The organism is Polaromonas sp. P4_F9 (assembly GCF_056401235.1).
The window spans coordinates 59,002-84,158 of the sequence record NZ_JBFUJT010000015.1 but is presented as its reverse complement, the minus strand read 5'-3'; the positions used below and the strand labels follow the sequence as shown (position 1 = coordinate 84,158).

The window sequence follows — 25,157 nt, the reverse complement described above, 5'->3', positions numbered from 1 at the left end:
CCCTAGGCCCTAGCCCCTGGACCGCGTGAGCGCCAATTTGATCGCCGCCAGTTCACGCTCCAAAGCGACGCGTTCGCCGATTTCCTGCGCCAGGACCTGGTGAACCTGCGCCAGCTCGTCGGCGGACTCCTGAATCCTGCGTTCGATTTCGTCAGTTTTTTGCAGGGCCTGTGCCACGTCGCCGGTTTGCAAGGGGTCGGGAATTTCTTGTTTGAGTACGGTGTTGATCACCATCAGTTCATCGGCCGCCTGCTCCATCGTCTCTTTCGCCGTGTCATTCTGATCCAGCGCGCGCGCAAGCGGAGTGGAAAGGGGAGAGGCGGGCGGCTTTTGGGACATGGTCAGGACCTTGGGTTAGGCTGCAAGGACATCGACACCGGATATAGCCCGAATAGCGGATTGCCGCAAAGCTGGAGATTTATCGACTTAAAACTTTACTCCACTGGAATACCCCAAGGACGGCCAAGTTACGGGCCATTACGGCGTTAACCAAAATAAACACATGTGCGGGGCTTCGCGCCCGCCAGTTCGGGGAGTGGGGAGCCTCAGGGCTACTTTCCGGGGGATCCGGTGCCGCTTCGGGGAGCCGGCTTGCCCGCGGGATCCGGGCTGAAGATCTTGCCCAGCGTGGCGCCTACACGGGCACCAATCGCCGTGCCAACGCCGGGCAGTATCGCCGTGCCCACCATGGCGCCCGCCAGCGCGCCGCGGGATACGGACACCCTCACCTTCTCAAGAGGTCCGTTGATTTGCAAGGGTATGCCGACCACACCGTCCACGAGATCCACCGAGAGTTCAGCCTGGACTTGCTGGTTGGCCACCCGGGCCTTTCCCGACGCGGTCAGTGCACCCGACCCTGCCTTGATACCGGTGTAGTCGACCACCATGCCCTGCGGTGTGTTCTGCGTGTCGAGCTGCCCGGTGACTGATTCGAGCGCTGTCTGCCCGGTGAACTCCTGGCCCGCGCTGCGAATCGCCTTGTCGAGGTCAAAATGCAGCAGCTTCGAAGAGCCCATGGCGAACGTGGTCCTGGTGTGAAGCGACTGCGCCAGTTCGACAACGTTGTCGCCATGGGCGGACAGCACCGTATTGCCAGAGGCCTTGCCCGAGACGATGGAACGGCGGTTGAAGGCGGCCAGCGCACTCTGCACCTCCATATCCTTCGGTTGCAAGGCGCCTTCCAGGTGAAAGCGGCCGTTGGGGCGGGTCTGCAGTTCCATCGTGCCGTGGGCCGTGCCACCGCCCACGTTGATGCGGGCAGCCCACCGGTCATCCTGCCCCTCGCGGGTCAGCGTGAGGTCGGTGACGGGCTTGAAGCCGGGACGGCGCACCAGGGCCTGACGCGGCCGCCAGCCGGGATCAAAGTCCACCTCGCCGTCGTAAATGACGGGAATACCGTGCCGCGAAATCCAGGTCACGTCGCGAAACACCAGACGCACCAGCGGAATGTCACCGGCGCTCAATTCGCTTGGCTCGCGACCTTGTTCCGGCCTCGCAAGCGCCCAACCCAGCGAGAGCTGCGGCACGGTGGCGCCCTGCAGGTCTACACGGTCTATCTTCACGCGGCGCTGCCAGAGCGCCAGCAGGTCCGGATAAGCGGTGAGCTTTTGAATGACGATGGGCTGCGGCTGCACCGTGGCGATATTTTCGATCACCAGCGTCGGCGCCGGCAGCAGCCGCCAGCGCAGTGCACCGACGTTGACCTTGACACCGAGCCACGCCTCCAGCTGCAGGGCCGCGCGACCCGCCAGCTCGTCATCGGAGGGCACGAGGCGCATCATCGCCACCCAGAACAAAGCCGGCAGGCCCAGGACCAGGCCGAGCCCCACCAGCCAGCGGTGCGCGCGTGTCATGGGGATTGTGCTTTCGTGGCCATTTTTCCAGCCTACGCCCGGTCCTGGCAGCGGAAGGCGCGACAAGTTACCCAAGGGGTGTAGGCGGCCACCTCTTATAGTGGAGGGCGCCCTGTCCCCGAATCAGTCTGGAACCACCATGCGCATCTGGAAACAGCCCATCTCCATCGAATTGCTCACCGCGTCCAACGCGAACTGCGCCGTCACCCATCTGGGCATCGAATTTCTGGAAGTGGGTGATGATTTCATCCGCGCCCGCGTGCCGGTGGACCGCCGGACGGTCCAGCCTTACGGGCTGCTGCACGGCGGGGTGTCAGTGGTGCTGGCCGAAACACTGGGCTCGTGCGGCGCCGCTTACACAGCGCCTGCAGGGCATCGCGCTGTGGGACTGGATATCAACGCCAACCACCTCAAGGGCACAACCAGCGGCTGGGTGACCGGCATCACGCGGCCCGTGCACATTGGCCGAAGCACCCAGGTCTGGCAGATCGAGATGACCAACGACGCCGGCGAGCTGACCTGCGTGTCGCGCATCACCATGGCGATGCTGCAGCCGAAGCAGTCGTGATATCCAGGCTCGACGCTGCCGGCTTCAAGATACGCTCACTCCTCCGAGGCCGCCCTCGCCATGCGTTCGCTTTTCCAGTACACATCGTCACCGCCATTCATGCGGTTGAGCACGCGTGACAGCACGAACAGCAGGTCGCTCAAGCGGTTGAGGTACTGACGCGGCGCCTCCTTGAGGGGCTCGGCTGCGCCCAGGGCCACCACCGCCCGCTCCGCGCGGCGCGCCACGGTGCGGCACACATGCGCGAGCGCCGCGGCCCGCGAGCCAGCCGGCAAAATGAATTCCGCCAGACGCGGCAGCTGGGCATTGTGCTCGGCCAGCGCCGCATCGAGCAGGGCCACGGCTTCGGGCTTGAGGAGCTCATAGCCCGGGATGGACAGCTCGCCCCCCAGGTTGAACAGCTGGTGCTGCACTTCGACCAGCAGGTCGCGCACACCCGGCGGCAATTCTTCGCAGAGCAGCACGCCGATCTGCGAATTCAATTCATCGACGTCGCCCATGGCATGAACACGCAGGCTGTCCTTGGAGACGCGCGTGTTGTCGCCCAGCCCCGTGGTGCCGTTGTCGCCCGTGCGTGTTGCGATCTGTGAAAGTCTGTTGGCCATATGGGTGAGATGTGAAGGGAGTGAGGCGCCGTGAAACCGGTGAAGCCTCGCGCGGCGTTACGCGAGGCAAGCAAATGTGTCCTGGTCCGTCACCATGTCAGCGGAGAAACACCCTGCAAGAGTGCTGGCCGCCTGACGCTCTTTGCGATGCAATCGGGCCCTGTTCAACCTTGAAGCAGCTTTGAAACAATCTTTGAAGGATATCTCTGCATGACGGTGAAAAACCATTCTATTCCCAACTTTGGCAACTTTGACTTTGGCAACTTTGAATTACGCAGCGTGGTGCTGATGGCGGCGTTGGCCATGGGCGCTGCCGCCGCCGCGCGGGCGCAAAACTCACCGCCCTCACCTACCAGTCCCGCCAGCCCCAGCAGTCCGTCGGCCCAACTGGCGCCTTCGGCAACAGCCGCTACCATTCCGCCAAACCGGGTGACCCGCAATGACCTGGAGGCGGCGTTTAACCGGGCCGACACCAACCGGGACGGCAAGCTGAGTCGCCAGGAAGCCGAGCATTTCCCGGCCGTGGCGCAGCGTTTCGAGTTGATCGACACCGATCACGACACCTTCATCTCGCGCAGCGAATTCACCAGCGCGGCAGGCTCCTGACCTCTTCCGCATTTCGTCTTTCCGCATTTCATCTTTTCCCTTGGCGCGCCGCCGGCCTGCACCGGCGGCGCGCCTTCCAGGTGCTCCGGCAACGCCCCGGCGTCCGGGAACTCCACAAGCTTTCTTTGGCAGACCCGACGCGCACGTCGTAAACTGTGCCATTGACCTGGAGACACCCATGAACGCACCCCTACCCGTCCATTTGCTGCCGGAGATTCACCAGCGCGAAACACCTGCCGCGCTGCTGGACGCACTCAAGGCCCGCTTCGCCGAGCGTTGCTCCACCGCGCTGGTGGTGCGCGAGCAGCACGGCCGTGACGAGTCCTCGTTTGCCGCCCCGCCACCCGCCGCCGTGGTGTTTGCCGAAAGCACGCAGGACGTGGCCGATGCCGTGAAGCTGGCCAGCCAGTACAACGTGCCGGTCATCCCGTTTGGTGTCGGCACCTCGCTGGAAGGCCATTTGCTGGCCGTGCAGGGCGGCATCAGCATTGATGTGAGCCGCATGAACAAGGTGCTGTCCATCAACGCGGAAGACCTGACCGTGACCGTGCAGCCCGGCGTGACGCGCAAGCAACTCAATGAAGAGGTGAAAAGCACCGGCCTGTTTTTCCCCATCGATCCCGGCGCCGACGCCACCCTGGGCGGCATGAGCGCGACGCGCGCCAGCGGCACCAACGCCGTGCGCTACGGCACCATGCGCGAAAATGTGCTCGCGCTGGAAGTGGTCACGGCCAGCGGCGAGGTCATCCGCACCGGCACCCGCGCCAAGAAATCATCGGCCGGCTACGACCTGACGCGCCTGATGGTGGGCAGCGAAGGCACGCTGGGCGTCATCACTGAAGTCACCGTCAGGCTCTATCCGCTGCCGGAAGCCATCTCGGCGGCGATCTGCTCCTTCCCCAGCATTGAAGCCGCCGTGCGCACCACGATTGAAGTGATCCAGATGGGCGTGCCGATTGCGCGCGTGGAGCTCATCGACCACAACACCGTGCGCATGGTGAATGCCTATGCCAAGCTGGGCTTGCGCGAAGAGCCCATGCTGCTGATGGAGTTTCATGGCTCGCCAAGCAGCGTGAAAGAGCAGGCCGAGCTGGTGCAGGAGCTCGCCAGCGGCCATGGCGGCAAGGCCTTTGAATGGGCCAGCACGCCGGAAGAGCGCACGCGGCTATGGACGGCCCGGCACAACGCCTATTTCGCCGCCATCCAGTCGCGCCCCGGCTGCCGCGCCATCTCCACCGACACCTGCGTGCCGATTTCGCGCCTGGCCGACTGCCTGCTGGAGTCGGTCGCCGAGGTCGATGCCAGCGGCATTCCCTACTTCCTCGTCGGCCATGTCGGCGACGGCAATTTCCACTTCGGCTACCTGATCGACCCGACCCTTCCCGAGGAACGCGAGATCGCCGAGGCGCTCAACCACAAGCTGGTGAGTCGCGCGCTAGCCCTTGAAGGCACCTGCACCGGCGAGCACGGCGTGGGCCTGCACAAAATGGATTTTCTGGTAACCGAAACCGGTGATGGCGCTGTCGAGATGATGCGCACCATCAAGCGCGCGCTGGACCCGAAAAACATCATGAACCCGGGCAAGATTTTCACGCTGTGAGTGTCGGGCATCACCGATTTGCGCTCTTTTTGACAGCTGTTTTGTTAGCTGTTGGTACGCAGCCAACAGGGGCCTAACCTCGCCCTGGACCTCGTCTTGAATCGCAGATTCAAGTACACAGTGCAACAGAAGACAGTTTGACTGGCAGCACGCGCGACAGCACCTACTCCACCAGGGCCAGCACGCGCAGCGGCGAGCCTGACCCGCCCTGAATCTTCAGGGGCGCGGCGACAATCATCGCGCCCTGTGAGGGCAGTTGGTCAAGGTTCATCAGGCATTGCAAACCGAACTTGTTGGCGCCGTGCATCAGCGTGTGGCACGGATAGGCGACCGGCCAGGCGTAGGATTGGCCGGCATCGGTATTGATGGTCTCAACGCCGAAGCCGCGCACGTCGCGATCGCGGATAAGCCATTCGACCGCCTGCTGCGTAGGGCCGGGCGTGTGAGCGCCGTCTTCGCGCATATTGACGAAAGCCGCAGGGTCTGCCAGCCGCTGGCTCCAGTCGGTGCGCAGCAGCAGCCAGGCGCCTGCCGGGATGCGGCCGTGTTGCGCTTCCCAGGCTTCCAGGAAATCGACCGTCAGCAGCCAATCGGGATCGGCCGCCACTTCACGGCTCGCATCGACCACGCAGGCCGGACCGATGAACTGACGCGCATCGATGGTGTCAACGGTATTGTTTGGATAGTCCTTTCCGGTCACCCAGTGCACTGGTGCGTCGAAGTGGGTTCCGGTATGTTCTCCGCAGGAAAAGTTGTTCCAGTACCAGCCCGGGCCGGCCGCGTCGTATTGCGAGATACGCTCCATCCTGAACGCCCATACCTGCCCAAACTGCGGCGGCAGCTGCAACGCCGGGAATTCAGGAGAGAGCGTGTGCGTGAGATCAATCACGCGCAGCGCGCCTGTGGAAATATCACGCGCAAATTGCGCAAGCGAAGGTTTCATGACGTTCTCCCATAGTGATCGAGGTGCTGGCAGTCTTGCAGCGCGGTCATGCGCTTTCAGTCCAACGCCTGGGTCAGCGCAACGGCATCCGGCAGGGTCACTTCCAGCAGCGTCAGGTCCGGCGATGTGTTGCCGAAAGCGTAGCGCAGCCCGCCGGGCACGGTGATGCTGTCGTCGGCCTTCAAGGGCAGGCGCTCGTCGCCGTGGCAAAAATCCGCCTTCCCCGACAGGACGAAGTAAAAACAGAACTCCGTGTCGTGCTGCTGCGGGGAAGACGCCGCCTCGGCACCGGCCATGCGCCGCACCACGCGGGCGCCTGCCAGACCCGAGGTCGCGCCACCGATGCCGGTGTCCTGGTGCTCGAAGCCCTCCAGCCGCCAAGGCAGCCACGCCGCCACGCTGGCGGTGTGACGCACAAACCGCTGGCCACCGAAGTCATGGTCTGGCGGCAGGTCGGCAGACGGCAGGGTGAGTGCATGCTCGGCAATGGTGATGTGCTCGGCCGGCGTGCCGATCTCGATCACCTCGGCGCCGGCCGAACTCTCCAGAACCCGGTGCCGGATCATCGGCGGCTGCAGTACGCAGTCGCCGGCCCGCAGCACCATCGGAGCACCTTGCCCTTCGTAGAGCACGCGCACCCAGCCGGAACGACAAAAGATCATCTGGAAGCGAACCTTGTGGTAGTGGACATAGTCCGGCACCGGGCCGCCTTCGAGGATGCGTATGTGCGACGCGATAAAGGCGCCGCCGTGACGCTGCGGCAGCAGGTCGCGGTAGCGTAGCCCGGCGCGCCCCACGGTCCAGTGTGTCGACTCACCCGCCTGGCTGATAACCAGGGCCTGGACCGTGGGCGGCAGCTTGTAGGCCGGATTCGCCTCGGCAAAGCGAACGACGGTTCCGTTGGGCGCCGTGAGCTCCCGCAGCCCCTGCGCGATACGCGCGGGGTCATCGCAAAGCAGGGTGAGGCGCGGTGCGGCGTTTGGCACGCCGGCCGACAGCTGCAGCGCAATGCCATGGCCCGACACCAGCGCGGTCTTCGGGTCGTCGGCCGGGAAGATCGCGTCGATCCGGAACCCTAGCCGTTCGGTGAAGAAGGACAGCGTCGGCCCCAGGCTTTCACAGCCCAGCTGGACCATCGCGCCACAGATGCCGTCGAGTACCAGCGGTACGTCCTCATGCATCGCTCTTGTCTCCATTGCCTCGCTCATGGGGAAACGTCTCCTTGGATGGTAAAAACGCGTCGATTCAGACGCGCCGATTCAGTCGAGCGACAGCTTCAATTGCTGCGCGATGCGCCTGAAGGTGGCCGTGTCCCGCTCGACAATGGCTTTCATCTCCGCAGGCCCTATCGTGGCGGGCTCCAGGTAGGCTGCGATGGCCTTCTCGCGCACATCGGGCTGGGCCATGATCGTCAGAACTTCCCTGGTCAGGCGCGCCCGGACCGGCTCCGGCGTGGCCGCTGGAACCGCCATACCGAAAAAAGGCTGCACGGCGGCCTGGGCATAACCGAATTCGGCCAGGCCCGGCAGGTCGGGCAGCAACGCGGTGCGCCCCGCGCCGCCGTGGGCCAGAGCCCGCAGCCGACCTGCCTTGAGCTCGCCTCCCACACTGGCCAGTGTCTCGAAGCTCAGGTCCACGTCGCCACGCAGCAACGCCAGCTTCGCATCGGCGGCCCCCTTGTAAGGGATGGCCTCCAGACTGATCCCCGCCGCGTGTGCCAACAGCTCACCGCACAGGTGGTTGGCGCTGCCCTCGCCGTAAGTCGCATACCGGATATCGCCCGGCTTGGCCTTGGCGGCCTTCACCAGGTCGGCCAGCGTGCGGTATGGCTTGTCAGCGGCGGTGACCAGGATGTTGGGGGTGTAGGTCACCAGGGCGATCAGCGCGAAGTCCTGCTCAATATTGAACGGCAGAGTCTTGCGCAGCGCTGGCAGCACGCCGAAGCTGCCCACGCCCGCGAGCAGAATCGAGTTCCCGTCCGGGACGGACTTGGCCACCGTGTCGACGCCGATGATGGTCGACGCACCGGGCTTGTTTTCGATGATCACTGGCTGGCCAAGCCGCCGCGGCAGCTGGTCGGCCAGGATCCGCGCCATCGTATCCGAGGCGCCACCCGGCGCGAACGGCACCACGATACGCAGCGGCTTATTGGGCCAGGGCTGCGCCGCAGCATGGCGCAGCACGGAGGCGGACAACAGGAAGCCGGCTGCGGCAAGCGCAAGGCGACGGCGCGAAGGGTTCGTAACAGAGCTCATGCGGGCGATCTCCAGGGTGAGGAATAAAAGGCCATATGGGTTGTGCTGTCAGACGCTGCCAGACGCTGTCATATCCACTGTCATATCTTGTGCCGGATGCCCACGCGCATCAGCAGCTGCGAGTGGTCGCCGCCTGGCATCGCCAGCGGGTGGCGGTAGCCCGAAGAGGTGACATGGAGGCGTACCGCGCTTTGTTGACAGGCGTCTCCGACGGTGAGAGGTCGCAGCACCATGCTCTATGCCCCCGTGGCCCTTTCGGCCCGCACCTGCCGCACTTGCCGCAGCCGTTCGCCCTGCTCCCCGAGGTCCCAAAAAAGGCCCGCCATCAATTGCAGCGATTGACGCGTGACACTGCCCAGGACGTGTTCGTTGGGTGCGTGTTGCGCACAGCCGGGATAGGAGTGCGGCACCCAAAGCGTCGGCAGGCCGAGGATCTCGGCGAAGGCATCGTTGGGTAGCGATCCGCCCAGGTTGGGCAGCAGACGCGTGGTGCGCCCCGTCGTGCGCGAGATGGAGTCCAAGCACCAGCGCACCCAGGCATCGTCCGGATCCAGGCGCGTGGCCATGGCCTCGGTCCCGTTCTGCGTGACTTCCACGTCCGTGTAGCCGCGCGCATCCAGGTGCTCCCGAATGTGCCGCAGGAATTGCGTGTTGTCGCTGCCGACCACGTAGCGGATCTGGCACATCGCATAGGCATGCGCCGGAATGGCATTGACCGGCGCCTCTGGATTGCCGGTCTTGAAGGCGATCACCTCAAAAGTGTTCCAGCCAAACACTCTTTCAGCGGGCGACAGGCCCGGCTCGCCCCACTGCGGGTCGATCTCCGGCGCATCCGCGTCGGTGCCCACCGCGATAGTGCGCAGCGCGCTGCGCACGTTGTCGGGCAGGCTGTTCGGCAGCAGGCCCGGGACCAGGATGCGACCGTGTTCGTCCACCATGCTGGCGATCGCATGCGCCAGTCGCACGCCCGGGTTGCGCAGCAGGCCGCCCCAGTTGCCCGAGTGGTGCGCGCCTTCGCGCAGCCGGATGTTCAGGTCGAAGTTCAGGCCGCCACGGGCTCCCAGGAACACCGTCGGTTCGCTGGCGGCAAGGCGCGGTCCGTCGGAAGCGATGAAGACGTCGGCGGCGAGCGTCTCCCGGTACTGCCGGCAAATCGCGTGCAGGCCGCGGGAGCCGGCCTCCTCTCCCATTTCCAGCAATACCTTGACATTGAACCCCAACCGGCCACGGCGAGCCCGTACCGCCTGCGCCAGCGCAGCCAGGTTGATGGAGTGCTGCACCTTGTTGTCGGCGGTGCCCCGGCCATACCAGCGGTCGCCCTCGACCGTGAGTTTCCAGGGCCCCAAGCCGTCGCGCCACTGAGCGTCGTAACCGTTGACCACGTCGCCGTGCCCGTAAGTCAGCAGGGTACAGGCGGCGCCCTCCTCGATCCGCTCGGCAATGAGGAATGGGCTGCCATCCGGCTCGGGGTTGTCAATGATGCGGCAGACGAAGCCTATGGCTTCCAGGTCGGGCACCACGAGATCGGTGAGGTAGCTGTAGAGCAACGGCAGGCTCTCAGGCTTCTGGCTTTCCGTGCGCACGGCGACACGGCGTGCCAGGGTTTGCATGAAACCACCTTCATCAAAATGGCGCTCGGCCAAGCGGATGGCGTCGTCCCTGCTCATCGTGCGGCTCCTTGCGGGAAAGCCCGAGCGCGCTCGGTGGCGCATGTGCTGGATAGCACCCCGTAGATCAGCACGAACAGGGTGTCAAGGGAATCGCGAGATGTCGCAGAAAGTGGCGGTTTCATCGTTCGGTTTTTGGCCCCGCTAAAGGGGCGAAATAAGGTTGTCATCCAGCGTTTAAACGGAGAATAAGACAGAACTTCTGTTGCTACCATTAGAGAATTAACATCCAATCATTGCCGTTTCAGCATGGCACGGGTAAACCTATGAAGTCCGACCACCTCAAGGAAACATCGCTTCGGTACTTTTTGGAAGTGGCGCGGTGCGGCTCGATCAGCGAGGCGTCGGAACGGCTTTTTGTCGCTGCTTCTGCCATCAGCCGTCAGATCAGCAGCCTGGAACATGCGCTGGAGGTGCAATTGTTCGAGCGCAGGCCTCGCGGCATGGTGTTGAGCGCTGCGGGCGAGGTGCTGGCAGCCCACGCCCGTCACTCGGCGCTGGAAGCCGACCGTGTCGTGGCCGATATCCTGGCGCTGCAGGGACTGCACAAAGGCCATGTGAGCCTCGCCTGCACCGAAGGATTTGCGATCGACTTCCTGCCCGGATTGATCATCGACTTTCAGCAGCGCTACCCAGGCATCCATTTCAGCCTGAACGTGGCTGGGCCGGCCGACGTTTCTGACATGGTGCGCAACGGCGATGCGGACATCGGGCTGACCTTCAACCGGCTGGCACAAAAGGAAATCAAGGTCGAACATCGCCAGCCCGCGCCGGTCATGGTCATCATGCAGCCGGACCACGCCCTGGCACGATCGAAAAGCATCACCTTGAACCAACTCGCTGCGTATCCGCTGGCGCTGCCCACCGCGGAGAACAGCCTTCGTCAGATCTTCGACATCGCCTGCAGCCGTGTGGGCCTGGTGATAGAACCACGCGTTGCCAGCAACTGCGCCACTGCGCTGCACCGCTTTGTCCTTTCCGGGGGAATAGCCTCGGTGGCGGGCGAGGTGTCAGTGCGCCGGTTTCTGGCTGATGGCACCATGGTTGCAGTGCCATTGCGCGAGCGAAATCTGGATAGCCGCAACATCGAACTTCAGACTCTGGTGGGCCGCACGCTGCCCGGTGTGGTGAAAACGTTTCTTGACTATATCAAGGGCCGACTGGGCGACGCGGAGGTCTGACGGCCGGTTGCCTGCCTGCCAATAAGTGTTCACGCGCTGTCCTGCGCCAATGCTTCGAGTGCAGCCACGTCGCGGACAATCACCCGCCGGGCATCCCGCAACACCAGGCCGCGCCCGGCAAGCTCCCCAAAAGCGGTGGAGACACTGACCCGGGAGATGCTGCAGAGGCTGGCCATTTCTTCCTGCGTAAAGCCGATGCGGATGCGACGGCCGCGAGCGTCCGGCACGCCGTAGACGTGCACAAGACCCAGCAGGGCAAAGCTCACACGCTTGATCGCGGCGCCCGCGCTGAGGAGGTCATGGTGATGCATCATGACCTGAAAGCGCTGGTCCGAAAACGCCAGGACCTGGCGCAAGATGATGCCCTCAGCCTGCATGGCCTTCAGCGCCTCGGGTACCGGTACCTCGTACACCATGGCGTCGGCCGAAACCACCGCCGAAGTCAGGTGCCGACCCGGGTCCACCATGCCGCAGTCGCCCACCAGGCCATCGGGACCGATCACTGCCAGATGGCGCTCCCTGCCCGCAGCGGAATACGTCACCAGACGGACCCTCCCCTGTACCACCACATACAGCGTGGAAGCAGTTCCGCCCTGGTGAAACAGCACCGCCTCCTTGGCCAGCCTTCGTTGCGTGCGGCCGCGGGTAAGCGCCTGCCAGTCGTAGCCCAGGTCTTCAAGCCAGAACGCGCGGCAATGACTGGTAACGCCGTTTGCCGGGGGCAGCGCCGAGGTCATGGTGCACTCGCCACGGCGCGGGAGCGGCCCCCACGCCAGTTCAGCACGCGCGCTGTTGTTGTTGGCCCGCAATGTAAAGCGCTTTGCAGAATTGCGCGTGACTCGCCGCTACGCTGCAAGTTATCCGCATTCAAACCAAACCCAAGGAAAGAATCCATGCGCCACCCTTTCGAACACACCCGCGAACTGTTCCCGATTCTGACTTCGAAGGCACAGCTGTCGAGCTGCTCGCAAAGCGCCTTGAGCCTTCCGGTCGAGCAGGCTATCGGGGATTATCTGAAATCCTGGCGCGACAGGGGCATGGACTGGTCGGGCTGGATGGATGCGGTGAACGAGGCCAAGGCGGCTTTCGCCCGTCTGATCAACGCCCACCCCGACGAGGTCGCCGCGATGTCGTCCGTGTCCGACGCCGCCTCGTCCATCGGCAGCGCCATGAACTTCACCCCGGAGAAGAACGGCATTGTCGTCGGCGACATCGATTTTCCGTCGGTCGGCCATGTCTGGCTGGCACACCAGCGCAAAGGCGCGCACGTAGACTTTGTCGAAGCTGACGAAGGCCATTGCATCAGCCTGGACGCCTACGCCAGACAAATCAATGAGCGTACGGCCCTGGTGAGCGTGTCACACGTGTCCTATTACAACGGCTTCCAGCAGGACATAGCCGCCATTGCCGAACTTGCGCATGCGAAGGAGGCGCTCGTTTTTGTCGATGCGTACCAGTCGGCGGGCGCGGTGCGCATTGACGTGCAGCGCGACGGAATCGACATTCTGGCCTCGGGCGCGCAAAAGTTCCTGCTCGGTTGCCCGGGCATCGCCTTTATGTACGTACGCCGCGCAGTGGCAGAACAGCTGTTTCCTAGCAACACCGGTTGGTTTGGCCGCGTTAATCCGTTCGCGTTCGATATCCGCCAGTTGGATTTCGCGCCTGGCGCCTCACGTTTCAACACCGGGACACCGCCCATGATCAACGCCTTTGCGGCGCGTGCGGCGCTGGGGCTCATCGGTTCGATGGATGTGGATTTGATCGAAAGTTACCTGAAGCACCTGTCTGGCGTCGCCCTTGATGAAGCGAAGCGCCTGGGGCTTCAAATCGAAAGCCCCCGCGACCTTGCGCGCAAGGCATCAACGACTGCCATACGCGTGGGCGACGCCTCCGCAGCGGAGCGTCAACTTCTCGCGCAAGGTTATGTCGTGTCAGCCCGCAACGACGTCATCCGGATCGCACCGCACTTCTACAACACCGAGCTGGAGGTGATCAGTGCCATTCGTGCATTGGCCGCGCTGAGTGGTGTGCGGTAAGCGCGTAGGGAGCCCACCGTGGCGCCATCACGGTTGTGGCGGAAAGAATGGCCATTGGTTTGAGCAAAAAAAAAGACCCCGAAGGGTCTTTTTTGCAAAGCAACAGTGTCGCTAAAGAATATTATTTCTTGGCGGTCGGCTTTGCCGCTTTCTTCGGCGCTGCAGCTTTAGGGGCTGCCTTGGGGGCAGCCTTTGCCTTTGGTGCTGCAGGCGCAGGAGCCACTGGAACCACTTTCAACGCAGCACGTTGATCACGCAGGACTTTGATTTCTGCATTGATTTTGTCTTTGCGTTCGGTCAGCTTCGCGATGCTTGCGCCAAGTTTTGCAACAGCCTTGGCTGTCTTCGACACGGGGGCTTTTTTCACAGCGGCCTTGGCAACGGGCTTCACCACTTTCGCAGGAGCCGTTACTTTCTTTGGAGTTGCCGCAGCCTTTGGAGCCATTTTTTTCGCAGTTGCCATTTCAGAATTTCCTTTTTTATTTACCTGGCTGAGATATTTCGCCAGTACCGTATTGTCTCCAATATTTTGGTTCGTTCTCCACGCCGGCATTCAATCGAGAGGAATCTGCCCGGAAATTTGTTGTCATTGAGCAATTGAGCAGCCGGTCGCACCATGCCCGACTGCCATCAATGCCGCTCGCATGCCCAGAGCAGTCAGATACGATTTGCAGCTCGAATGAGCACCATGCAGCGATGCCAGAAGGGGACGGTGACATTGACAGCCCGACCTGCTGGACCCGGCCAGGAGGCTGGAAGCTGGCGCGAAGCTTGGTGAATCGCGGACGTTCAGGCGGCTACGCTGGGCCCGCCCCACGCCCCGCCTGTGCCAGGGCAAGGGCCAGCCTTGCCCCCACCTCGGCGTTGTGTTTCACCAGCGCGATGTTGGTCACCAGGCTGCGCCCACCCGTCAGCGCCTTGATGCGCGCCAGCAGAAAGGGGGTCACGGCCTTGCCGGTGATTCCTTGCGCCTTGGCCTCGGCGAGCGCCTGCTGCGTCAGCGCGTCGATCTCTTCGCGCGCCATCGCGGCCGCCTGCGGCACTGGCGTGCTCAGGACCACGCCGCCCGCGAGGCCCAGGTCCCACTTGGTGCGGATGAAGCGTGCCTGCGCCGCCGCGTCGTCCAGCCTGAAGTCCGCGCGAAAACCGCTGTCGCGCGTGTAGAACGCGGCGAAGTTGTCCTGCTCGCAACTGAGCACCGGCACGCCGTGCGTTTCCAGGTATTCCAGTGTGAGCGCTATGTCCAGGATCGACTTCGCACCGGCACAGACCACCGCCACCGAGGTCTTCGCCAGTTCCTGCAGATCGGCCGAGATGTCAAAACTCTCCTGCGCGCCGCGGTGCACGCCGCCAATGCCGCCGGTGACAAAGACCTCAATGCCGGCCAGCGCGGCACATATCATCGTGCCGGCCACCGTGGTGGCGCCGAGCCCGCCGCCGGCCAGCACGGCCGGCAGGTCGCGGCGGCTGACCTTGTGTGCCTGGCCCGAGCGGCCAAGCAACTCCAGCTCGTCGTCCGAAAGGCCGATGCGGATGCGCCCGCCGATCAGCGCGATGGTCGCGGGCTCGGCGCCCAGGTCGCGGATCAAAGTCTCCACTTCGCGCGCAGTGCGAACGTTCTCCGGGTAGGGCATGCCGTGGGCGATGATGGTGGACTCCAGCGCCACGAGCGGGCGGCCGGCGGCCTGTGCAGCGGCCACGGGCGCGCTGCAGATCAGCCAGGAGTGGGCAAGGTCGGTAACCATGGCTATGCTTTCAATGGTGTGGTTCACCGGAGTGTGCAGCATAAGACTGGTCTATGGTTTGCTGGGCAAGCACGGGGCGCCGTTCAAGGCGCCACTGAATCGCCGCAGAAAGCGCGCTCAACTTCGAGAGTCAGCCAACAGCTGCCGGTCAAACGTGTGTCGTCGAATGCCTGCAAGAGACTGACAGCGGCTGTAGAGATTTCCGAAATACTCGCTCCATACCCGGCGTTGACATCGGCAGGTTGGGTGTCGGCAATGTGGCGTCGATTTCGCTGATCGCTGCACCCGCACCCGGCCAATTCCGGACATTGGCGAAGCGCTACCTCAATAGAATAGCCCGGGAAGTTCGAGCGCGACTCGGGTCCTCAATCCGGGCAAAAGTGGGCACCACTGGGTGTTAAGAGCACCGCTCGGCGAATGGCTTTCTAAGCCCGGCCCGAAGCTGTGATCTGCACACTATGAGCCTTTGGTTACCGCATCTGCGCTCAAGTTACACCGGTACAAAGGTTTCTTTTGACCTGCCAGGCGTAGCATGAATACTTTGGGCCGCCGCGCGTCTAGCCTGATTCCTTGGAGGAAGCCATGGACCACAAAAGCGTTTTTCTCGCAATCGGTGCGTTCATGCGTCATAGCGGAAATCCATGTTCATATCAAAACTCCTGGTCTCATCTTTTCGTTCTGCTCTCAGGGCGCGTTATGACAGTGGCAGCCTGGCCCTGCTTCGCGGCCCTGCTACTTGTTGTTACCGGTTGCACGGCCTCCCTCCCGGCAGACTCACGTAACGTTGCGCAGCCCTCTGGGCTCGAGAAGATCCGACACGTCATCGTGATCTTTCAAGAGAATTGGAGCTTTGACGGCCTGTATGGCAAGTTTCCCGGGGCCGATGGCTTGGCGAATGCAGGGGAGCGCATGAGACAGATGCAGAAGGACGGAACGCCTTACACGACACTTCCGCAGCCGCTCGATACGTCAAAGAAACCACCAGCCCCGGACGCGCGATTCCCAACGAATTTACCGGTCGCTCCCTACGACGCGGCCCGGTATGTTTCGCCTGACCATAAGACGGGGGACATCGTAAATCGGGCCTTTCAAGAGCGGCGCCAGATCGACGGCGGCCGCATGGACGGGTTTGCGGCCTGGAGCGAGAATGGCGGGCTGGCGATGAGCTACTATGACGCAACCTACTTGCCCGTTGGCCGCTTGGCGCAGCAGTACACCCTGGCGGATCATTTTTTCCACTCGGCCTTTGACGGGTCACTCATCAACCACTTTTGGCTGATCTGTAGCTGCACCCCCGTCTGGCCGAACGCACCGGCCAATTTGGTCATTCAACTCGACGCACATGGCGTCGTTGTCAAGGATGGGTCGGTCACTCCGGACGGCTATGTCGTCCATACCGTTTATGCAGCGAACCAGCCGTATCCCGCGACCATCCACGATCCAGCCCAGTTGATGCCACTGCTGACCATGCCGACGATCGGGGACCGGCTGAGCGAAAAGGGGATCTCCTGGGCCTGGTACTCAGAGGGCTGGAACGACGCTGTCGCCGGACGCCCGGAGCCGCTCTTTCAGTTTCATCATCAGCCGTTCAACTACTTCGCCCGCTACGCCGACGGAACCGCCGCCCGTGCCGAGCACTTGAAGGACGTGCAGGATTTCTTCGCTGCCCTCCGGTCCAACAACCTGCCGGCGGTGGCGTTTGTGAAGCCCATCGGTGCGCACAACGAACACCCGGGTTACACAGATTTACTGTCAGGCCAGCGGTACGTAGCCGACATGGTGCAAGCGGTGCAGGACAGTGCCGTCTGGAAGGACAGCGTGATCATCATTACCTACGATGAGGGTGGCGGGCGCTGGGATCACGTTCCGCCGCCGCAGGGCGATCGGTGGGGTCCAGGAGTCCGGGTACCCGCCATCATCATCTCGCCCTACGCCAAACGCCACTTCGTCGATCACACGCCCTCTGAGACCACTTCGATCTTGAAATTCATCGAAACCCGCTGGCAGTTAGCGCCTCTAGGGAGTCGAGACGCTGCCGCGAACAACCTACTTAATGCCTTTGACTTCTCGCAGACCCCATGACGTCGGGCTAGGTTGGTGGGTGCTTCGGGAGAGGTGGGCAGATGACGAAAGCTGGACCAGCTTGGGCGGCGCGAGGCCAACGATCCGGTCAACGAAGCCGGCAATCAGAATAGCCAACGCTAGCACGTAGGTTGGGCTGAATGAAATGCAGCCCAACATATTCACCGTACCCATGTTGGGCATCGCTACGCTCAGCCCAACCTACCAGATGACGGCTTTGGGCACCTTGCTGGCGGCGACGAATGACGGCTGAGTGGCATGCCAAAATTCAAAACTGAGCTTCCAGAAAGCAGCCGTTGGTCAGTACCCGCTTTCGCTGCTTTGCGGTCCGTCGAGAAACAAATCGTCTCTGACCGCTCAGGGTCGACGAAGGTAGTCCGCCAGTAACTTGAGCCTGCTAGCTGCCGCCTGCCATCATCAGCGGAAGTGGTCAGAACTTTCCTCCAGCGCCCGCACCCCCTCCTGGGTGGCGATACCGGGATTGGGCCCGTTGCGAACTGCCGCCGCCGCGGCATGGGCGGGCGGGTACTGCATTTCATGGCGGTCCCGCGGGAATCCACCAAAATCGTGAAGGGTGTGGGGATGCGACTGGGGTCGTGGCGCGTCAGACCACGTAGCGCGGGGTGGTGTCGCGCCCTTGCTCGAAGCGCGTCTGGCACACGATGCAGCGTAACGCGCTCGGCTGCGCCTTCAGGCGCTCGAAGGGAATGAGCTGGCCGCAGTCGATGCAACTGCCATAGCTGCCGTCGGCCATGCGCTCTTGCGCCTGCTGAATGGCGCGCAGCTCTTCCTCGTCGCGCTGCAGGTCGACATGTTCGAGCCCGTGGCGGAAACGCTCTTCCGCGTCCTCGCCCGGGTCCTGCACCTCGCGCGCGGTCGTGGGTGGGCGCTCGGCGGCCGCCTCCCTGGCCGCGCGCACGTCAACCTGCAACTGCGCGTCGCGTTCGGCGAGCGTGCGACGCAGCAGGTCGAGCTGTTCGTTTCTCAAGGTCGTCATGGTCGGGCGCAGCTAAGGTAAATGTCGTGCCTGTCAGGTGGCTCCAGCGCTGCCGGCGACCGGCAGCACGATGCCTGTGGTGTAAACATAGCATACAGGCACGGCGAAAAAAACGTACACCGGCGAGCGTTTCGCCAGCGAAAGTGGCGGCTTGATTTCATAAATTGGGGCATGAAACAAAATCGACATGCCGTTTCGGCGCATTTTTCCAGGGCTGTTGAGTCCGTTAACGGTCGGACACCTTAAAACCGCCGGAGTTCCAGACCGGGCCCGACCGCAGCATGCGGCTGAGCGCCTGCACAGTCCGACGGCTAGGCCTTCCTCAGGTAGCAGGCTTTCAGCATGAAGCTGCCGGCGTCCATTTTGCAGTCCACCTCATGGTCGCCGCCGACCAGGCGAATGCTTTTGACCTTGGTTCCCATTTTGAGGGTGATGGACGAGCCCTTGACCTTCAGGTCCTTGATGAGCACCACGGCGTCGCCATCGGCTAGCACGTTGCCATTGGCATCCCTGACCACGGCGTCTGCGCCGTCATCAGTGTCCGCGGTCTCCAGCATGGGCCATTCATGGCCGCAGTCGGCACAAACATAGTTGTCACCGTCAGGGTAGGTGTTCTCCAAAGCGCACTGGGGGCAGGCTGGGATGGTGGGCATGATTCCGTTCAAATTGCAGGTGGTTGAGGCAACCTGAAGTATCCGTCAAGCCGGGGCGACCCCTGCCTGCTTTGTAGCGATCTCTGACCAGGCCGAGCATTCGTATTCATACTAGCCCTATCCGCTCGCCGGGCGTACGATGGCACAAGGCATGTCACTGGCGGAATCGAACCATCTGGCACGGAAGCTTTTTGAAGAGTCGGGGCAGGTGTGACTTTCCGCAGTCGACACGCCGCCTCGGTGATCGAACTGGAGGACAAGATGCGCTACCTACTTATTGTGCTTTGGATGCTGCTTGGGTCGGTGACTTCGGCCATTGCCCAGGTGAGCATCGGGATCCACCTGCAGCTGTTCCCGGACCTCGTCCGGGTGCCGGGCTACCCGGTCTACTACGCTCCGCGGCTGAATTCCAATTTTTTCTTTTACGATGGCATGTACTGGGTATACCAGCACGACAGCTGGTACGCGAGTTCCTGGTACAACGGGCCCTGGTGGTTGGTGGAGCCTCAATTTGTGCCGGTGTTCATCCTGCGAGTCCCGGTGCGCTACTACCGGGTTCCGCCTGGGTACTTTTATGGGTGGCGGCCCGATGCGCCGCCGCGCTGGGGTGAGCACTGGGGCAATGAATGGGAGCGGCATCGGAGAGGATGGGACAAGTGGAACCGGAGTGCTGTTCCAGCGCCCGCCCCGCTGCCTGTCTACCAGCGGCAGTATTCAGGGGATCGGTATCCCCAGGTGGTGGCGCAGCAGCAGGCCCTGCACAGCCAAAATTACCGTTACCAGCCGCGCGACACCGTAGTGCGGCAGCACTATCAGGGTCAGGGGCTGGCAGCGCAAAAAACGCCCGCGCCTCCTCAGCGGGAACAGCCGGGAGCGCAGCAAGAGAGGCAGAGAAGTGCCAGGCAGCAGGACATCCAGCGGCCTGATCAGCCACCGCCGCTGCAGCAGGCTCGGCCGGCCACCCCACGTTCACAGCCGCCGCAACGGGGAGGCCAAGAGGATCAGCGGGCAGCCCCCGGCCAGGTCCATCCTCAACAGAGAGGCCCGGCAATGCAGGATCAGCGTCGGGATCCACCGCAAGGGGCGGCACCACATGAGCAGCAGATGCCAAGGTCAATCCAGGAAAACGCGCCGCGAGGCAAGGGAGCGCCGCAGGAGCCAAGGCGCAAGCAGGGACAGGGGAAAGACCGCGACAAGGATGAGGATCGAGGGCAGGAACGCAAATGAGAAGTGGACTGCACAGATCAAGGTGAACCAACCACTGGCTGCTGCGCTACTGGGAGGCGCCATGCCACCGGGCCGGGCAGCCCGGTGACGAAGTCAAGGGCTCCTCCACCCCTCCTCTGCGGATGCGCCGGGCATGGCCGCAGCACCGCTGCGCGAGGCTTGCGCGACGCACCGATGTACGGCAAACTCCAGCGAGCCTGGGGAAGCCTCGGGCGGAGGGAGTGGCCATGAGATCCTTGCTCACTGATGAACGGCTGCATTGCGACGCGGCCGGCGAGTCTCATTTCGCCCACCTGCAAATCGGCCTGTCCACCCGTCACTTTGCGCCGCCCGCCCCGCCCTTCGGCGTGTCTGAATTGACCGCCGTCTCCCGCTGCGAATTCCTGCGCGTGCCGGCCGGATTTGTCGGCGATTTGCCTCCCTCACCCCTGCACATGCGGATCTTCTTCCTCAACGGTGGAATGGAATTCGAAGCAAGCGATGGCGAACGCCGACGCTACGTCCCGGGCAACGCGCGGTTGCTCGAGGACACGACGGAAAAAGGACACCGCCGCCGGGGGCCGGGGGCCGCCGACGCGGTTCTTGCGGCTGTCCAGCTGCGCACCAAGTTTTTTCAACGAGGAGGACTCCATGGGCAATCGCTTTTTACGTCTGGCCGTTATTTATCTCTTGCTTGGCGTATCGCTGGGCATCGCCATGGCCGCAAGCCATAACTACACGATGCGACCGGTTCATGCCCACCTGAACCTGCTGGGCTGGGCCAGCATGGGCTTGTTTGGGCTGTGGTACCGGTCTGCGCCTGCGGCGGCCGACACCCGGCTGGCCAGGATTCATTTCTGGCTGCACAACCTCGCCCTGCCGGTCCAGATGATCACGCTGGCCATGTTTATGGGCGGCAACCAGGCCGTGGAACCGGTGCTGGCGCTGGCCTCGGTGGTCATCGGCGTCGGCCTGGTGTGCTTCGCGATCAACCTGTGGAAGCACACCGGAAGCTGACGCAAGCCGGCATGCGCAGCCTCACCACCAACTGGTGAGGCCCCCTGTGAACAGGCCCTGGCCCCGTTACGGTTCAATACGGTTCAGTCAAGGACCCGTGACGCTCCCTCCCCTTCCGGGGGAGGGTTGGGGTGGGGGCCTGCCGCGACCAGATCAGCACGGTGGCCCGACGCCCACGCCGTGAGCCCCCATCCCGGCCTTCCCCCAGCGGGGGAAGGAGATGATCGGCACTGCATGCGGCGTGCTCACTGAGCCGTATTGCCTCTGGCCCCATTACGGTTCAACACGATTCAGTCAAGAACCCGTGAAGCTCCCTCCCCTTCCGGGGGWGGGTTGGGGTGGGGGCCAGCGGCGACCAGATAAGCACGGTGCCCTGCCCCCATCCCGGCCTTCCCCCAGCGGGGGAAGGAGATGATAGGCACTGCATGCGGTGTGCCCACTGAACCGTATTGCCTCTGGCCCCGACACGGTTCAACACGGTTCAGTCAAGAACCCGTGAAGCTCCCTCCCCTTCCGGGGGAGGGCTGGGGTGGGGGCCAGCGGCGACCAAGTCAGCACGGCGGTCCAACGCCCACGCCGTGAGCCCCCATCCCGGCCTTCTCCCAGCGGGGGAAGGAGATGATCGCCACCAGCGCGATGCGCCCTCATGCGCCCTCTTGTGCTTTTGCACCGTTGAACGAATTGCCTAGGCTGCCGCCCGCTTGCGCAACGTGGGCAGACCTACGCCGGCAGCGTCGAAGCCGCCGTCCGCGGCCACGACCTGGCCGTTCACATAGCTCGCGGCAGCACTGCAGAGAAAACCGGCGACCGACGCGATCTCCTCGGTTGTGCCGTAGCGGTTCAGCGGGATGGCATCGTAGTAGTCCGAGCGGATGGCCACGCTGTGAACCAGCTTGGCCATCTCGGTCTCTACAGGGCCTGGAGCGATAGCGTTCACACGGATGCCGACATTGCCCAGCTCCACGGCCTGCTGCTTGGTAAGGTGAATGAGCGCGGCCTTGCTGGTGCCGTACGCCACGCGCAGTGTGCTGGCACGGAGGCCGGAGATGGACGCGATATTGACAACGCTGCCACCGCCAGTTTCTTGCATGACCGGTGCGCAGGCCTGGGTACACAGAAACGCACCGTCAAGGTTCGTCGCCATCACGCTGCGCCATTCCTCAAAAGTAGTTTCAGCAATGGGTTTGAACACCGCCACACCGGCGTTGTTAACCAACGCGTCAATCCGGCCGAAGGCAGCCCCTACCTTGTCCACGGCAGCTTGCACCTGCTGCGGGTCGGACACGTCGCAGTGGACGGCAAGCACGTGATCGTCATTCAGCCTGGCGGCCGTTTGGGCCAGCGTGTCGCCGTCGATGTCGAGCAGTGCGACCCGATGACCGTGTTCCAGGAACCACTGACCAATCGCCAGGCCGATGCCGCGGGCACCGCCGGTGACCACGGCCACCGGCATGGATGAATTATCAGACGTCATAAGATGCTCCATTAAAAAAATGATCACTTGTTATTGCTTACTCGCTTGCGTATTGGCCGGCAGCCATTCTTCCAGCGTGACCTCGAACGTCATGCAGATCGAATTGAAACCGGCCACGAATGGCCCCCATAGACGTTGCCTTCGACATCCGCGACAACGCCCGAGAGAGATGCCCTGAGCAACCCGTCGTCTTGCGAACGTACTTCACCAGCGAGGCTGACGATCTCAACAGCCGGGCCCGGCTAACCCGACGTGTCCAGTTGGCGATACAGCTCGTTCGCACGCGTCAGGTGCTCCCGGATGGCGGTTTCCGCCGCTTGTGGATCGCGCGTGGCGATCGCCTCGACGAGTCGCGCATGTTCGGCCAGGGTCAGCTGTTCGGCACCGGGCGCGCGGACAAAGGGGTGGTAATACTCGATCGCCCAGCCGAACAGGGCCTCGAGGATGGCGGGGAAGATCGGGTTGCCGCTGATGCGCGCAATCTCGCGGTGAAAAGCCATGTCGAGCTGGATGAACTCGTCGACCTTGCCGACCGAGGCCCGGTGTTCGGCCAGCCGCTCCCGCAGCCGCGCAATGTCTTCGTCCGTCGCGCGCTCGGCGGCCACGCGGGCCATGCCCACTTCCAGAAAGACGCGCGCGTCCTTGAGGTGCTCCAGCATGTCGGGCTGGCTGTGCAACAGGTGGCGTGCGCCGCCGGCGAGCTGCTCGATCAGCCGCCCGGCCGTGGGGATGACAACGCGCGCGCGCTCACCATGGGTGATCTCGACGATGCCCGAGCGCTCCAGCGCCTGCAGCGCCTCGCGCACCGCCGGCCGGCCCACGCCGTAGAACTCCATCAGCTCGCGCTCGGAAGGCAGGTGGGCACCGGGCGGAATTTCGCCGCTGCGGATCCGCTCCAGCAGCCGGTCGAGCACTTCCTGGTACAGCTTGCGGCGCTGGATCTGTTCGGTGGTCATGGTGGCGGGTAGGAGTGGAAACGGAAAAACTTCGGGCGGGGTGAGCTTTTAACCTAGAAACGGCAGTTGGATGCGTCCGAGTGCGCCGTGATCGGCGTGCCAGGCAAGGCGTGACAACGCAGTGGGCTCCTGCCCACAAGGCGGAGCAACGCAGCATGGCGCGTCGAGCATGGTGCAATCGGGCGCATAGCGCTGTCACCCAGAAGGTGAACGCAATCGAAGAGGGGAAAGTCAATGGGCATACGGCTTTCCTGAAGTTTGCAAGCGGTCAACTGCTGTTTCTAGGTTGAATTATCACTTAGTCGAGTAATCAATCGAGCAATCAATAGAGGGGTTAGTCAAGCAAGCGGCCGGCACGCACGGCGCCAAAAAACGAGGCCGTGCCCATCTGGCCGCCCTTCAGCACAATCTCCAGGCCGTCGCGTTCGCGCCGCTCGGACCAGACCTTGCACAGCGGTGCGCCCGGCGCAAGCCCGGCCACCACGCTGAGCGCGGTGATGTCGAGCGCGCTCGCCACCTCACCCGAACTGTCGCCGCCAGCCACCACGATGCGCTGCAGGGGCACCCGCTCGAGCAGCCGCCGCATTACTTCGGCGAGACCCGCACCGACGCGCTGGGCCGCCTCGCCGCGCGCCAGGCCGGCTTGCGCCGCCGTCGCATCGAATTGCCGCACGGCCGCATCGTCGGGCCCGGCGGCCGAATACACGAGAGGGCTGGCGCCCTGCGCTATGGCCCCCACGGCCGCGGCCACTATACGTTCTATCTCGGCCTCACCGTCGCGCGCGTCGAGCAGGCGCGGCAGGTCCAGGCGCTCGGCCTGAAAGCCCTGCCCCTGCGCCCAGGCGATCTGCGCCGCCGTCACCGGCGAGCAACTGCCGCTGACCACGGCGATCACCGGCACGGGCGCCGCCACCGGCAGCGAGGGCTGCTCCGGCAACAGACCCTCGCTGCGCCAGTGCGCGGCCAGGGCGTACTGCAGGCCGGACGACGAAGCGGTGAACAGGCCGTTGCCGCGCTGCGTCCAGACCAGCCGGCCGGCGGCGGCCAGTGTTTCTTCGTCGAGCACATCGAGCAGCACCACCGGCACGTCGGCGCCAGCGAGCGCCTGCACGCGGGCGGCCGCGTCGCCGGTACGCAGCTGCACCATGTCGATCAACTCGCTGCGGCGCGGTGTCTGCGCCGCCAAGTGCAGGCGCAGGTCGGCCTCGGCCATGGGCGTGACCGGGTGGCGCGACATGGTCGGGTGCCGGTCGAGGCGGTAGCCCACGCCGTCGACCGCCGCGAACAGGTTGCCAAAGGCCTGGTAGCGCTTCAGGCGCGGCGCGCCGACGACCATGGGCGACCAGCGGCCCGGCATCAGCGGCACGCCGATATCGATGGCGCGGCCGATGGAGCCGACCGCGGGTGAAGAGTCGAAGGTCGAGCAGACCTTGTATTGCAGGATAGGCGCACCGAGTTTGGCCAGGCTGGCAAAGGCCTGCGGCAGCTCGCGGTCCATCCAGTCCGGGCTGCGACCGCGCGACTGGCCGGCCAGGCCGACGCAGCGCACCTCAGGGAATCGCTTCAGCCAGTCTGCCGTGGGCGGGCGCAGAAACAGCACGGTCGGCACACCGGCTGCGCTGAAGGCCTCCATCACATCGGTGGAGCCGGTGAAGTCGTCGCCGTAGTAGGCGAGCAGCAGGCCGTCTGGCCAGCGTTGATCGGCCACGGGGT

At 63.7% G+C, this 25,157-nt stretch carries 26 protein-coding genes; 9 read left to right on the top strand and 17 right to left on the bottom strand.

Annotated elements, in window-relative coordinates:
* Nucleotides 1–9: 9 nt before the first annotated feature.
* Together AC1DUB_RS14790 and AC1DUB_RS14785 are read right to left on the bottom strand one after the other, a co-directional pair.
* Nucleotides 10–339 carry a hypothetical protein gene (locus AC1DUB_RS14790; RefSeq protein ID WP_477719364.1) on the bottom strand — a complete coding sequence of 110 codons (330 nt, stop codon included), beginning with the start codon at nucleotides 337–339 and terminating at the stop codon, nucleotides 10–12.
* Nucleotides 340–551: 212 nt separating this feature from the next.
* A complete protein-coding gene (locus tag AC1DUB_RS14785; protein WP_477730130.1) occupies nucleotides 552–1,853 on the bottom strand; it encodes an AsmA family protein in 1,302 nt (433 codons plus the stop codon).
* 139 nt (nucleotides 1,854–1,992) lie between these two features.
* On the opposite strand from AC1DUB_RS14785, the gene AC1DUB_RS14780 reads away from it, so the two are divergent.
* On the top strand, nucleotides 1,993–2,421 hold the full coding sequence (locus tag AC1DUB_RS14780; RefSeq protein ID WP_011481089.1) for a hotdog fold thioesterase: 429 nt from the start codon (nucleotides 1,993–1,995) through the stop codon (nucleotides 2,419–2,421).
* 35 nt (nucleotides 2,422–2,456) lie between these two features.
* Here AC1DUB_RS14780 and AC1DUB_RS14775 read toward each other — a convergent pair whose 3' ends face one another.
* Nucleotides 2,457–3,026, bottom strand: a complete 570-nt coding sequence (locus AC1DUB_RS14775; RefSeq protein ID WP_477721983.1) for a cob(I)yrinic acid a,c-diamide adenosyltransferase — start codon at nucleotides 3,024–3,026, stop codon at nucleotides 2,457–2,459.
* A 210-nt stretch (nucleotides 3,027–3,236) separates the two neighbouring features.
* On the opposite strand from AC1DUB_RS14775, the gene AC1DUB_RS14770 reads away from it, so the two are divergent.
* Together AC1DUB_RS14770 and AC1DUB_RS14765 are read left to right on the top strand one after the other, a co-directional pair.
* The gene (locus AC1DUB_RS14770) at nucleotides 3,237–3,632 is read left to right on the top strand and encodes an EF-hand domain-containing protein (protein WP_477730129.1); all 396 of its coding nucleotides are present in this window, start codon (nucleotides 3,237–3,239) and stop codon (nucleotides 3,630–3,632) included.
* Nucleotides 3,633–3,810: 178 nt separating this feature from the next.
* Complete coding sequence (locus AC1DUB_RS14765) at nucleotides 3,811–5,232, top strand: FAD-binding oxidoreductase (RefSeq protein ID WP_477730128.1); 1,422 nt, start codon at nucleotides 3,811–3,813, stop codon at nucleotides 5,230–5,232.
* A 163-nt stretch (nucleotides 5,233–5,395) separates the two neighbouring features.
* On the opposite strand, the gene AC1DUB_RS14760 is transcribed toward AC1DUB_RS14765, so the two are convergent.
* From AC1DUB_RS14760 to AC1DUB_RS14740, 5 genes are all read right to left on the bottom strand, one after another.
* A complete protein-coding gene (locus tag AC1DUB_RS14760) occupies nucleotides 5,396–6,175 on the bottom strand; it encodes a cyclase family protein (RefSeq protein WP_477730127.1) in 780 nt (259 codons plus the stop codon).
* Nucleotides 6,176–6,231: 56 nt separating this feature from the next.
* Nucleotides 6,232–7,383, bottom strand: coding sequence for a cupin domain-containing protein (locus tag AC1DUB_RS14755; RefSeq protein WP_477730126.1), 1,152 nt, complete (start codon nucleotides 7,381–7,383; stop codon nucleotides 6,232–6,234).
* 51 nt (nucleotides 7,384–7,434) lie between these two features.
* On the bottom strand, nucleotides 7,435–8,430 hold the full coding sequence (locus AC1DUB_RS14750) for a Bug family tripartite tricarboxylate transporter substrate binding protein (protein ID WP_477730125.1): 996 nt from the start codon (nucleotides 8,428–8,430) through the stop codon (nucleotides 7,435–7,437).
* Nucleotides 8,431–8,510: 80 nt separating this feature from the next.
* Nucleotides 8,511–8,663 carry a hypothetical protein gene (locus tag AC1DUB_RS14745; RefSeq protein ID WP_477730124.1) on the bottom strand — a complete coding sequence of 51 codons (153 nt, stop codon included), beginning with the start codon at nucleotides 8,661–8,663 and terminating at the stop codon, nucleotides 8,511–8,513.
* 3 nt (nucleotides 8,664–8,666) lie between these two features.
* Nucleotides 8,667–10,097: a M20 family metallopeptidase gene (locus AC1DUB_RS14740; RefSeq protein WP_477730123.1), complete on the bottom strand. Its 1,431-nt coding sequence runs from the start codon at nucleotides 10,095–10,097 to the stop codon at nucleotides 8,667–8,669.
* 266 nt (nucleotides 10,098–10,363) lie between these two features.
* Here AC1DUB_RS14740 and AC1DUB_RS14735 point away from each other — a divergent pair, with 266 nt between their 5' ends.
* Nucleotides 10,364–11,278 (top strand): LysR family transcriptional regulator, encoded by a 915-nt coding sequence (locus AC1DUB_RS14735; RefSeq protein ID WP_477730122.1) that lies wholly within the window; start codon nucleotides 10,364–10,366, stop codon nucleotides 11,276–11,278.
* A 29-nt stretch (nucleotides 11,279–11,307) separates the two neighbouring features.
* Here AC1DUB_RS14735 and AC1DUB_RS14730 read toward each other — a convergent pair whose 3' ends face one another.
* Nucleotides 11,308–12,015 (bottom strand): Crp/Fnr family transcriptional regulator, encoded by a 708-nt coding sequence (locus AC1DUB_RS14730; protein WP_477730121.1) that lies wholly within the window; start codon nucleotides 12,013–12,015, stop codon nucleotides 11,308–11,310.
* A 156-nt stretch (nucleotides 12,016–12,171) separates the two neighbouring features.
* Between AC1DUB_RS14730 and AC1DUB_RS14725 the strand changes: the two genes are divergently transcribed.
* Entirely contained in the window at nucleotides 12,172–13,314 is a 1,143-nt protein-coding gene (locus tag AC1DUB_RS14725; protein ID WP_477730120.1) for an aminotransferase class V-fold PLP-dependent enzyme, read from the top strand.
* A gap of 121 nt (nucleotides 13,315–13,435) precedes the next feature.
* Here the strand turns inward: AC1DUB_RS14725 and AC1DUB_RS14720 are convergent, their stop codons facing one another.
* Nucleotides 13,436–13,777 (bottom strand): histone protein, encoded by a 342-nt coding sequence (locus AC1DUB_RS14720; RefSeq protein WP_477721973.1) that lies wholly within the window; start codon nucleotides 13,775–13,777, stop codon nucleotides 13,436–13,438.
* A 334-nt stretch (nucleotides 13,778–14,111) separates the two neighbouring features.
* Nucleotides 14,112–15,059, bottom strand: coding sequence for a pseudouridine-5'-phosphate glycosidase (locus tag AC1DUB_RS14715; protein ID WP_477730187.1), 948 nt, complete (start codon nucleotides 15,057–15,059; stop codon nucleotides 14,112–14,114).
* 582 nt (nucleotides 15,060–15,641) lie between these two features.
* Between AC1DUB_RS14715 and AC1DUB_RS14710 the strand changes: the two genes are divergently transcribed.
* Entirely contained in the window at nucleotides 15,642–17,141 is a 1,500-nt protein-coding gene (locus AC1DUB_RS14710) for an alkaline phosphatase family protein (RefSeq protein WP_477721972.1), read from the top strand.
* Between the two features lie 604 nt (nucleotides 17,142–17,745).
* Here AC1DUB_RS14710 and AC1DUB_RS14705 read toward each other — a convergent pair.
* From AC1DUB_RS14705 to AC1DUB_RS14695, 3 genes are all read right to left on the bottom strand, one after another.
* Nucleotides 17,746–18,138, bottom strand: a complete 393-nt coding sequence (locus AC1DUB_RS14705) for a TraR/DksA family transcriptional regulator (protein WP_477730119.1) — start codon at nucleotides 18,136–18,138, stop codon at nucleotides 17,746–17,748.
* Nucleotides 18,139–18,171: 33 nt separating this feature from the next.
* A complete protein-coding gene (locus AC1DUB_RS14700; protein WP_477730118.1) occupies nucleotides 18,172–18,327 on the bottom strand; it encodes a hypothetical protein in 156 nt (51 codons plus the stop codon).
* 122 nt (nucleotides 18,328–18,449) lie between these two features.
* The gene (locus AC1DUB_RS14695) at nucleotides 18,450–18,791 is read right to left on the bottom strand and encodes a zinc ribbon domain-containing protein YjdM (protein ID WP_477730117.1); all 342 of its coding nucleotides are present in this window, start codon (nucleotides 18,789–18,791) and stop codon (nucleotides 18,450–18,452) included.
* A 210-nt stretch (nucleotides 18,792–19,001) separates the two neighbouring features.
* Between AC1DUB_RS14695 and AC1DUB_RS14690 the strand changes: the two genes are divergently transcribed.
* The 3 genes from AC1DUB_RS14690 (at nucleotide 19,002) to AC1DUB_RS14680 (ending at nucleotide 21,014) form a co-directional block, all read left to right on the top strand.
* Nucleotides 19,002–20,018, top strand: coding sequence for a hypothetical protein (locus AC1DUB_RS14690; protein ID WP_477730116.1), 1,017 nt, complete (start codon nucleotides 19,002–19,004; stop codon nucleotides 20,016–20,018).
* Nucleotides 20,019–20,245: 227 nt separating this feature from the next.
* On the top strand, nucleotides 20,246–20,731 hold the full coding sequence (locus tag AC1DUB_RS14685; RefSeq protein WP_477730115.1) for a cupin domain-containing protein: 486 nt from the start codon (nucleotides 20,246–20,248) through the stop codon (nucleotides 20,729–20,731).
* The gene (locus tag AC1DUB_RS14680) at nucleotides 20,715–21,014 is read left to right on the top strand and encodes a hypothetical protein (protein WP_477730114.1); all 300 of its coding nucleotides are present in this window, start codon (nucleotides 20,715–20,717) and stop codon (nucleotides 21,012–21,014) included. The genes AC1DUB_RS14685 and AC1DUB_RS14680 overlap by 17 nt, the downstream gene beginning before the upstream one ends.
* A 685-nt stretch (nucleotides 21,015–21,699) precedes the next feature.
* Here the strand turns inward: AC1DUB_RS14680 and AC1DUB_RS14675 are convergent.
* From AC1DUB_RS14675 to oiaK, 3 genes are all read right to left on the bottom strand, one after another.
* On the bottom strand, nucleotides 21,700–22,488 hold the full coding sequence (locus AC1DUB_RS14675) for an SDR family NAD(P)-dependent oxidoreductase (RefSeq protein ID WP_477730113.1): 789 nt from the start codon (nucleotides 22,486–22,488) through the stop codon (nucleotides 21,700–21,702).
* Nucleotides 22,489–22,730: 242 nt separating this feature from the next.
* Nucleotides 22,731–23,444, bottom strand: a complete 714-nt coding sequence (locus AC1DUB_RS14670) for a transcriptional regulator NanR (RefSeq protein ID WP_477730112.1) — start codon at nucleotides 23,442–23,444, stop codon at nucleotides 22,731–22,733.
* Between the two features lie 334 nt (nucleotides 23,445–23,778).
* Nucleotides 23,779–25,152 carry a 3-oxo-isoapionate kinase OiaK gene (oiaK, locus tag AC1DUB_RS14665; RefSeq protein ID WP_477730111.1) on the bottom strand — a complete coding sequence of 458 codons (1,374 nt, stop codon included), beginning with the start codon at nucleotides 25,150–25,152 and terminating at the stop codon, nucleotides 23,779–23,781.
* Nucleotides 25,153–25,157: the final 5 nt, after the last annotated feature.

Excerpts from the sequence above, each read along its gene's own strand:
- AC1DUB_RS14790 (WP_477719364.1), bottom strand. The coding sequence starts at position 339 with ATGTCCCAAAAGCCGCCCGCCTCTCCCCTTTCCACTCCGCTTGCGCGC.
- AC1DUB_RS14755 (WP_477730126.1), bottom strand. The coding sequence starts at position 7,383 with ATGAGCGAGGCAATGGAGACAAGAGCGATGCATGAGGACGTACCGCTG.
- AC1DUB_RS14735 (WP_477730122.1), top strand. The coding sequence starts at position 10,364 with ATGAAGTCCGACCACCTCAAGGAAACATCGCTTCGGTACTTTTTGGAA.
- AC1DUB_RS14710 (WP_477721972.1), top strand. The coding sequence starts at position 15,642 with ATGGACCACAAAAGCGTTTTTCTCGCAATCGGTGCGTTCATGCGTCAT.
- AC1DUB_RS14745 (WP_477730124.1), bottom strand. The coding sequence starts at position 8,663 with ATGGTGCTGCGACCTCTCACCGTCGGAGACGCCTGTCAACAAAGCGCG.
- AC1DUB_RS14675 (WP_477730113.1), bottom strand. The coding sequence starts at position 22,488 with ATGACGTCTGATAATTCATCCATGCCGGTGGCCGTGGTCACCGGCGGT.
- AC1DUB_RS14785 (WP_477730130.1), bottom strand. The coding sequence starts at position 1,853 with ATGACACGCGCGCACCGCTGGCTGGTGGGGCTCGGCCTGGTCCTGGGC.
- AC1DUB_RS14760 (WP_477730127.1), bottom strand. The coding sequence starts at position 6,175 with ATGAAACCTTCGCTTGCGCAATTTGCGCGTGATATTTCCACAGGCGCG.
- AC1DUB_RS14720 (WP_477721973.1), bottom strand. The coding sequence starts at position 13,777 with ATGGCAACTGCGAAAAAAATGGCTCCAAAGGCTGCGGCAACTCCAAAG.
- AC1DUB_RS14670 (WP_477730112.1), bottom strand. The coding sequence starts at position 23,444 with ATGACCACCGAACAGATCCAGCGCCGCAAGCTGTACCAGGAAGTGCTC.
- AC1DUB_RS14770 (WP_477730129.1), top strand. The coding sequence starts at position 3,237 with ATGACGGTGAAAAACCATTCTATTCCCAACTTTGGCAACTTTGACTTT.
- AC1DUB_RS14730 (WP_477730121.1), bottom strand. The coding sequence starts at position 12,015 with ATGACCTCGGCGCTGCCCCCGGCAAACGGCGTTACCAGTCATTGCCGC.
- AC1DUB_RS14680 (WP_477730114.1), top strand. The coding sequence starts at position 20,715 with ATGGCCGCAAGCCATAACTACACGATGCGACCGGTTCATGCCCACCTG.
- AC1DUB_RS14715 (WP_477730187.1), bottom strand. The coding sequence starts at position 15,059 with ATGGTTACCGACCTTGCCCACTCCTGGCTGATCTGCAGCGCGCCCGTG.
- AC1DUB_RS14725 (WP_477730120.1), top strand. The coding sequence starts at position 12,172 with ATGCGCCACCCTTTCGAACACACCCGCGAACTGTTCCCGATTCTGACT.
- AC1DUB_RS14775 (WP_477721983.1), bottom strand. The coding sequence starts at position 3,026 with ATGGCCAACAGACTTTCACAGATCGCAACACGCACGGGCGACAACGGC.
- AC1DUB_RS14765 (WP_477730128.1), top strand. The coding sequence starts at position 3,811 with ATGAACGCACCCCTACCCGTCCATTTGCTGCCGGAGATTCACCAGCGC.
- AC1DUB_RS14705 (WP_477730119.1), bottom strand. The coding sequence starts at position 18,138 with ATGACGACCTTGAGAAACGAACAGCTCGACCTGCTGCGTCGCACGCTC.
- AC1DUB_RS14695 (WP_477730117.1), bottom strand. The coding sequence starts at position 18,791 with ATGCCCACCATCCCAGCCTGCCCCCAGTGCGCTTTGGAGAACACCTAC.
- AC1DUB_RS14780 (WP_011481089.1), top strand. The coding sequence starts at position 1,993 with ATGCGCATCTGGAAACAGCCCATCTCCATCGAATTGCTCACCGCGTCC.
- AC1DUB_RS14685 (WP_477730115.1), top strand. The coding sequence starts at position 20,246 with ATGAGATCCTTGCTCACTGATGAACGGCTGCATTGCGACGCGGCCGGC.
- AC1DUB_RS14740 (WP_477730123.1), bottom strand. The coding sequence starts at position 10,097 with ATGAGCAGGGACGACGCCATCCGCTTGGCCGAGCGCCATTTTGATGAA.
- AC1DUB_RS14750 (WP_477730125.1), bottom strand. The coding sequence starts at position 8,430 with ATGAGCTCTGTTACGAACCCTTCGCGCCGTCGCCTTGCGCTTGCCGCA.
- AC1DUB_RS14700 (WP_477730118.1), bottom strand. The coding sequence starts at position 18,327 with ATGTCGATTTTGTTTCATGCCCCAATTTATGAAATCAAGCCGCCACTT.